Source organism: Salipaludibacillus neizhouensis (assembly GCF_002886185.1).
In the GTDB taxonomy this organism is placed as follows: domain Bacteria; phylum Bacillota; class Bacilli; order Bacillales; family Salisediminibacteriaceae; genus Salipaludibacillus; species Salipaludibacillus neizhouensis.
In genome coordinates this window covers 1-7,916 of sequence record NZ_KZ614146.1, presented here as the reverse complement: position 1 = coordinate 7,916, position 7,916 = coordinate 1, and the positions used below count along the sequence as shown (strand labels likewise).

The following is a 7,916-nucleotide window of genomic DNA, read 5'->3' as shown; positions in this document are numbered from 1 at the left end:
TCGTAAATGGTGTTCAATGAAAATATGTGGGAATCGTACAAAAGTAGCTCGCCACCAAATTCGCCGTGAAGAGAACTAAATTATCATGTAATTTAGTCAATTTCATAATGCATTTTCTGAATTAAGTCAGAAGTGCAGAATATCAAAAGTGATCTTTAAAAAATTGGCGCTTTAACAGCGAGAATTGTTAGGTGAAAACTGGCTATTGCTTTTCCCGCAGGGCCGCCTTCTATTCAAGACCGGAGACAAATAAAAATATAAAGGTTAATTATGTTGATTGTTGGTTCCCCATTCACACATTGATTCCATAATAGGTAATAATGTCTCGCCTTTTTCCGTGAGACGGTATTCAACTTTAGGAGTCACCTGAGAGTATTCTTTACGATGTACTATTCCATCTGCTTCCAATTCTTTAAGTTGAGCACTCAATATTTTATACGTAATATCCCCTATCTGCCTTTTTATATTATTAAAACGAATCGATGGATTTTCTGCCAAGACATAAAGAATAATCAATTTCCATTTACCCCCAATTAACGATAAGGTATAACCAAAGGGGGTATCTTGAACATGAATTCCTTTTCCTTTGTAGTCAGCCATACTCATGTGGTCACTTTCCTTTCTGATAGCACTATCGGTAAAGTGCGTACTATTTTTTAGTTTGTATTCATTTTATACTAACATCAATGCTGAAATAAAGGAGAGAATAATATGACTGAGAAAAATACGTACGATCATGGAGTTGCATGGGAAGAAGGAAGCGGTATCACTCAAGGGTACGCTGTAAACGGTAAGATCTACATTTCAGGACAATTTTCACATGATGAACATGGCGCGTTTATTGGGGAGGGAGACATTGAGGCCCAAACGCGTCAAACGCTGGAGAATCTCGATCGTGTGCTTGCCGGATTCGGTGTTACGAGGTCGAACCTCGCTTACGTGGAGATCTACTTGACTGACGCACAAAAACATTCTGAGCCTTGTATCCGGCTTTTTAAGGAATATCTGGATCAACATCGACCTGCTGGCAGTCTTCTCGGCGTCACTTATCTAGCGTTTCCTGAACAATTGGTCGAAATTAGTGCTGTTGCCCATAAGTAGTAACAGCGCACCACCAATAGGACTAAAAGTCTGAGTTACTAGATGGCGTACGATAGTTTGTGTAAGAAAAAGTTTAAGACAAAAAAGAGGTAGGGTATCCTCATTGTTAACTACGAAATCAACTGAAAGGAGATCCCCTACCTATAAATACTTCTGATTTTCAGTTTTGGGAAAGCTTCTGGATGGCATCGGAGAATCCCTTCAGATTTTTCACGCTAGCAATAAGGTTGATATCCTGTTCATAAGGTTACTTATGATACAACCCATCTAAGTTCATTCTAAGAAAACCAAAGGAGACCGTCATACATGAACGGCCTCCTTTCTATTAAAATCCTCTTTATGGGGTACCACCAACTTTTTACCACATTACTCACGTTAAGACATTTATTTGCAAAATAAGTTGTAAAATAGCGTAGATGTTGAATTCCACGCTAAAAACTCAACATAACATGCTTCATAAATACATACTTTTATACTTTTTAGATGGTGTTAGTCCAGTAAAATTTTGCGTAGAATTATCAAAATGACTCCTTAGCGTTTGAAAAGCAACGTTTTGATGGAAGATTATGTATTAGCGTGAGTTTTACGTCAAAATGTTGGCTGTACCCCTATATGAAATCAGTTCCTGGACGAAAAACGGACGTGAAAGATGCAGAATGGATAGCCAAACTTCTTCGGCATGGTCTATTAAAAGCTAGCTATATTCCAGACCGAAATCAACGTAAGCTTCGAGAGTTAGTCCACTACCGACGAAGTATCATCGAAGAACGAACACGTCAACACAACCTCATTCCAAAGGTACTTGAAGGAGCGAATATCAAACTAGGCTCTGTTGTATCGGATATTATGGGTGTATCAGCACGAGAAATGCTGGATGCCATTGCCCAAGGAGAAGAAGATACAGAAAAACTAGCAAACTTCGCTGAATCATGATAAAAACGATTCTATCTCACATTGATTTTCTAACAGGACAAATTGAAATGTTAGACCAAGAAGTAGCTGAAAGAGTCAAGGATTATCAAGAAGATATCGATATACGTGATTCCATTCTTGGTATAGCGCAAAAAATGGCACAACAAATGCTAGCAGAGCTAGGTACGGATAGAACAAAAAAATGGCGCTATTTGCGCCACTTTCATCTCTATGCTTCTGGTTGATCTGGTTGCTCTGTTTCCACTTTTCGATTTCGAAGTTTCTTTAGATGACGAGTTTTAAGAACAAGCCACATTTGTGCTGCGATAAACAGGGAAGAATACGTCCCTGCCACGAGTCCTATAACAAGAGCAAAAGAGAATGTCCTTAATCCTTCTCCACCGAGAATAAACAGTGCCCCCGCAGCAAAAACAACCGTTAAGACTGTGTTAATCGATCTCGCTAATGTTTGCACTAAACTTTTATTAACCACACGTGCAAGATCATCAAAGTCCTTGACTTTCTTTTCGTAGCTCATATTTTCACGAATTCGATCAAATGTCACAACCGTATCGTTTATCGAATAACCTACAATCGTCAGAACAGCAGCAATGAATGGAATGTTAACTTCCATTTGCCCAACGCTAAACACAACCAAGATAAATAACGCATCATGACATAGCGCAACAATCGCTGAAATGCCATATAAGAATTCAAATCGAATCGTTACATATAAAATGATTCCAGCAGCTGCGATTAAAACGGAAATAACTGCATTTTTGGCTAATTCTTCACCGACAATCGGCGTAACCGTGCTTACTCCTGGCGTATGACCATACACTTCATCAAAGTGACTCTGAACTTCCAACGTTTGTTCTTGAGCTAATCCCCCGATAAATGATGCCCGTCCAATTTCGTTGTTGTCACCAACTAACACAACGTTATCTGGACTGTACCCAATATTTTCAAATTCCTCAATGACTTCATTTGCTGTCACAGGATCATCTGATAGGACGTCTATGGTTGTTCCACTTTCAAAATCAATACCTAAATTCAACCCCAATGTAGATAATAAGATCACACCTATGAAAATAAAAATTCCAGAGAACATAAAGAATTTTTTACGGTGTTTGATAAAGTCTATTTTTGTTTCTCCATGATCAAAGTTCACTAATCTCACGCTCCTTTACACCAAACATTCGATGCTTTTTGTTTAAGGATCGACTGTTCACCCATAACCCTAACAACAACCGAGCACCAAACACAGATGTAATAAAGCTAACGACGATACTGACAATGAGCATAACGGCAAAGCCTTGCACAGCACTTGTCCCATATACATACAGTACACTTGCCGCCAAGATCGTTGTAATGTTCGCGTCTAAAATCGTTGATAAGGAACGTTTGCTTCCTGCTCGGAAAGCACTGATTGTAGTCTTTCCTGAGCGCAACTCTTCTTTTATTCTTTCAAATGTAATAATGTTGGCATCTACTGCCATACCGACACCAAGAATTAACGCAGCAATTCCAGGTAATGTTAAAACAGCATTTAACCAATTAAAGACTACCAATACTAAATAAATATACGCGGAAAGAGTTAACACAGCGATGATTCCCATGAAACGATAATATATGAGCATGTAGCCAAATATCAACGCTACACTAACCATTCCAGCATTTATAGCCAATTCTATTGATCGTTCACCAAGAGACGCACCAACTGAGTTTGAATAAATTTCTTCTAAATCAACAGGGAGAGCACCAGCATTTAAAATTCCCGCTAGCTCCTGAGCTGTTTCCACAGTGAAGTTACCTAAGATCATCACGTCACGACTTGAAATCACCTCTTCTACCCTAGGCGCAGACACGATTTTTGAAACTTCTTTAATCCTCTCTTCTTCAAAAGAGTCTCCCTCTTCGTAATCAAGCCATATCGCTAATAAATCTTCTCCTTCAGGTCGGTTACTTAACTCTGTTGTAATTTCTGCAAAGAGTGTGGCATCATCTACTCTTACCGAGACAATTGGCTCATTTGTTTTTTCATGAAAGCTCTGCCTAGCACCACCTTCTACAAGATCAGATCCATCCATCATTACTATATCGTTGACGTCACGAAACGAAAGTCTTGCTTGCGTAGATAAGAGCTTACGAGCTGATTGTTGATCCGTTACACCCGCCAATTGAACACGGATGCGATTATCACCTTTAATCGTAATGTTTGGTTCTGACACTCCAAGAACATCAATACGAGCATTCAATGCACTCACCGTATCGGTTAAAAGTTCTCGATTAATTTCACTTTCGCCATCAACAGGTTCCACTTCGTATAAAACTTCGAAGCCACCCTGTAAATCCAATCCTAAACTAATATCTTCTGCATGGTCCAAGACGTTTGTTGCAATCAATGTTGCAAAAGAGATAACAATTGCAAAAAAAGCAACAATCAGACTTTTTTTGACCCCTTTTTTCTTTTTCATGATGACCCTCCTTCGTAAATCCGCATGACGGTATGACCCTTAAAAGAAAAAGTGTCGCTAAATCTATGTAACGCGTTCCAATCTATAAACCATCTGGCCACTCTAATATAACTACTTTCATACAAACTATTGGGTATTCTATCATCATATTAACATAAATTTACCAATTTAATTTCAAATTTTAAAGAACCTACTTCTTCAATCATCTGGCCCATTATTACAAAAAAGGGCGCAATTATTATTACAGAATAGCGCCTGTTTGCTTAAGACCGTCATTGAAGTAAAGCTCCCGTTTGTTTAAGTGTAGGATTTCACAATCTCAATATATAAGCTAAATAAATTAGTAATTCTACTCAAATTTATTGTTCTGGGTTTGCTTTAAAGTAATTATAAAAGCGATGCCCGCAAAAAATGTTATCAATGACACTACGATTGTCGAAGTGCCAAATACACTATCTAAATTGTACTGAATCGCATAGATTGAACCACTAACTAACCCAATCATTGCTGCATAAGTTTCTACCATGTAATTTGCTAATAAGTATCGAATAAGTTTACTAGTTAGTAAAACTCCTAACACTATACCTAAACCAATCGCTAAAATTATCGGCAAATCAAACGACATTAAAGATGCTGTGGCTATTTCATATATACCTAATATAGTCAGTATTAGAGCACCGCTTAATCCAGGGAGAACAAGAGCTGTACTTGCAATAAATCCTGCAACGGCAAAGAAGATATAATCGGCAATAGATAAGCTATTTAAATCTATTTGATTCATGCCACTAAAAAATTGACCGAATACTACAATGCTTAAAAACAAGAGCATTATTATGTAATGTTTTAATGTAAGTTTATTTTTGGAATGATGGAGTGTTTCTTTCCAAAGGTAAGGTAAGAAGCCTACAATAATACCAATAAAAAACGTAAGCGTTGGTGTACGATAGTTACTTAATAAATAGTCAATAATAAAGATAGAAATAGCAAATCCAATGACCATACCTGTCCCAAATGTACATAGAAAAGGTAAAGCCTCTTTTCTATGTTTTGTTGTCAAAATACTTAACGAATATATTAGACGTTCATATATTCCTAAAATCATTGCAACTGTACTGCCACTAATACCAGGAACGGTTTCTGTTATTCCAACCGCCATGCCTCGAAGTATAATGCCCAACATTCTTTTCAACACCTTAATGTTTTTAATTTATTTAATATAAATTTCCTTTTATTTAATAAAAATAGCGTTCATAACTGCTAAACTAATCTCCCTTTTCGCCGCAACAGCACCAAAAGCTTCTTAAAGTATTGCTCTCCGTTTGTTTAAGTGTAATTATTCACAAACTTCATTCTTCAAAGAAACTTAGAGAATTAATTCAAATAATCTTTGATAACCGATGGGTAAAACGGAAGCAACTGATATACCTACGACAATGAAAGAAGTTGCTAAAACTCTATATTTTAAAATTAAAATTCCTTTTCTTTTATAGGCGATATGTAAGACTTTAATCATAGAAAAAACAGTAATGAAAATTATTATAGCTGAAAAAATACTTGTTAGAATTACTGGCATTTTGAAATTCTTCCCTTAACAACAAATTTGAGTATCTTACGAACAATCACTTAATTTACGAAATAAAAAGAAAAAGGTTCTTATCATTCATTAACCTTCTTCTTTACTTCAATAATTTTTACCTTTGAATAGTTCCAAGCTTGTTTCGGCAATCGAATAATAAATGGATTAGACTTTCGTAATATGGGAGAAATTCTTCTTTTTTAATCAATGTCAAAATTTCTTCCTTGCTTGCCCATTTCACGTTTTGAACCTCTTCATACTGTAAAGTGAGCGTATGTAATTGCACATCTTCTTGGATTAAATAAATGTCATCAAACCCATTCTCAAAGTTAATCGTTAAATGAGGTCGTATATGCTGAAAATCTACTTTTAAACCAATCTCTTCATGCAATTCTCTTTTCGCAGCAGTTTGACTTGTATCCCCAGCTATGGCACTTCCTCCTGCGGTGAGATCCCACAAATTAGGCCACCCCTCTTTGAATGACTGCCTTTGTTGAATGAGCATTTCTCCGTTTGAATTAAAAATACATACATGAATAACTAAATGAAAATCCCAAGGTTCAAGCTCTTTACCGCGAATCCAAGTGCGATCTGTTTTCCTTCGATTTACATCATATACATCCCATAATTCCACCAGCGTACCTCCAACTTTTAGTAGTTATTATTTTGTGATTAAACCACTTAACCTTTATTCAGTTAACGCTCCCATAGGTTCAAGACAGCTCTTCAATCATATTTTTTAATGCGGCTTTTGTTTTAGAGAACTTAGCTTTCTCTTTGGTAATATCTTTTTCCCCTTTAATGTAAAAAGATTGTCCTTTATATCTCGGAATAACATGCATATGATAATGGCTCAAATCATTGAATTTACCACCGTTTTGGCAAATCGTAATACCATCAGGGTTATATAGTTTTTTTATTGCTTTTGAAATAATCATTGATGCTCTCATAACGGCATTGGCAGTCTCTAAATCTAATTCTTCCACATCTAAATAATGTTGTTTCGGTAGGATTAATGTATGTCCTTCATTAAATGGCTCGATGTCCAGAAAACAACAAACATATTCATTCTCATACACCACATTTACAGGTTCGAATTGATTAGATAGTCTGCACCCTAAGCACTCTGGAGTTATAATCATAGGTCCACCTTCTTTAACTCATTCCTTCTCCTAAATTTCCCCTTAGCGCAGCAACATCACTAAAAGCTTCTTAAAGTATTGCCACCCTTTAGCTTAATAACAAGAATTTAATTCTTTAGTTAGAGAGTTTATTGCTTCCATTACTTCTTTAATACTTTCTTTGTTGTTCATTTCATTTCTGGCGTGAAGTAAAACAGGTCTAATAGATTCAACTGAACGACCGAATTCATACATCCATTCGTATCGAGGAACCATCCAAGTATGAAAATGGTGAGTTGTATCTTCATTGTAAAAATAATAAACATATTCTATTCCTAAAACTTCTCTTTGAGCTTGTCTTATCCTTGATAAAATCTTTATATAATCTAATTTTTCAACCTCAGTTAATTCATCAAAGCATTTGATGTGACGTTTAGAAGCTAATATGATTAGTCCCTTTATTGGATATGCAACATCTTGATGAGCGTGGAAAAATTCTGATTCATATACCACACCACCATCTGGCTCAATAAGTCCACTTGTCAAAGCACAACTTAAACACTCAACTTCAACTGTTTTTCCATTCGATAATGTTATCTTCCTCATATTTCACCCCTCTTAAAGAAATCACACTTCTTCAACTATCCTCCCCTTTAGCATTCCTGTAGATCGTTATTTATCAGGTTTGATAAAAAAAGAGCTCCTCAGTAAAATGATTATAGACACGAA

At 36.3% G+C, this 7,916-nt stretch carries 11 protein-coding genes and 1 pseudogene; 4 read left to right on the top strand and 8 right to left on the bottom strand.

The window, feature by feature from the left end:
- Positions 1–79 (top strand): CGNR zinc finger domain-containing protein (locus CEF18_RS26270; protein WP_223292342.1); only part of this gene is annotated, 79 nt, incomplete at its 5' end.
- Between the two features lie 185 nt (positions 80–264).
- Here CEF18_RS26270 and CEF18_RS00050 read toward each other — a convergent pair.
- On the bottom strand, positions 265–606 hold the full coding sequence (locus CEF18_RS00050; RefSeq protein ID WP_110934576.1) for a winged helix-turn-helix transcriptional regulator: 342 nt from the start codon (positions 604–606) through the stop codon (positions 265–267).
- Positions 607–711: 105 nt separating this feature from the next.
- Between CEF18_RS00050 and CEF18_RS00045 the strand changes: the two genes are divergently transcribed.
- From CEF18_RS00045 to CEF18_RS26260, 3 genes and pseudogenes are all read left to right on the top strand, one after another.
- Positions 712–1,101 (top strand): RidA family protein, encoded by a 390-nt coding sequence (locus tag CEF18_RS00045; RefSeq protein ID WP_110934575.1) that lies wholly within the window; start codon positions 712–714, stop codon positions 1,099–1,101.
- Positions 1,102–1,713: 612 nt separating this feature from the next.
- Positions 1,714–1,972, top strand: a pseudogene (locus tag CEF18_RS26265) (IS110 family transposase); the annotation flags it as partial.
- Positions 1,973–2,081: 109 nt separating this feature from the next.
- Complete coding sequence (locus CEF18_RS26260) at positions 2,082–2,258, top strand: hypothetical protein (protein WP_223292190.1); 177 nt, start codon at positions 2,082–2,084, stop codon at positions 2,256–2,258.
- Here CEF18_RS26260 and secF read toward each other — a convergent pair.
- The 7 genes from secF to CEF18_RS00005 form a co-directional block, all read right to left on the bottom strand.
- A complete protein-coding gene (gene secF, locus CEF18_RS26255; protein ID WP_110934574.1) occupies positions 2,243–3,184 on the bottom strand; it encodes a protein translocase subunit SecF in 942 nt (313 codons plus the stop codon). The two genes, CEF18_RS26260 and secF, sit on opposite strands and share 16 nt — an antisense overlap.
- Positions 3,174–4,490, bottom strand: a complete 1,317-nt coding sequence (gene secD, locus CEF18_RS26250) for a protein translocase subunit SecD (RefSeq protein WP_110934573.1) — start codon at positions 4,488–4,490, stop codon at positions 3,174–3,176. Before secD ends, secF begins: the two co-directional genes overlap by 11 nt.
- A 349-nt stretch (positions 4,491–4,839) precedes the next feature.
- Positions 4,840–5,670: a DUF368 domain-containing protein gene (locus CEF18_RS00025; protein ID WP_110934572.1), complete on the bottom strand. Its 831-nt coding sequence runs from the start codon at positions 5,668–5,670 to the stop codon at positions 4,840–4,842.
- A gap of 183 nt (positions 5,671–5,853) precedes the next feature.
- Positions 5,854–6,063, bottom strand: a complete 210-nt coding sequence (locus CEF18_RS00020; protein ID WP_110934571.1) for a hypothetical protein — start codon at positions 6,061–6,063, stop codon at positions 5,854–5,856.
- 118 nt (positions 6,064–6,181) lie between these two features.
- Positions 6,182–6,700, bottom strand: a complete 519-nt coding sequence (locus CEF18_RS00015; RefSeq protein WP_110934570.1) for an NUDIX hydrolase — start codon at positions 6,698–6,700, stop codon at positions 6,182–6,184.
- A gap of 79 nt (positions 6,701–6,779) precedes the next feature.
- Complete coding sequence (locus CEF18_RS00010) at positions 6,780–7,208, bottom strand: HIT family protein (protein WP_110934569.1); 429 nt, start codon at positions 7,206–7,208, stop codon at positions 6,780–6,782.
- 93 nt (positions 7,209–7,301) lie between these two features.
- Positions 7,302–7,793, bottom strand: coding sequence for an HIT family protein (locus CEF18_RS00005; RefSeq protein WP_110934568.1), 492 nt, complete (start codon positions 7,791–7,793; stop codon positions 7,302–7,304).
- Between the last annotated feature and the right edge of the window lie 123 nt (positions 7,794–7,916).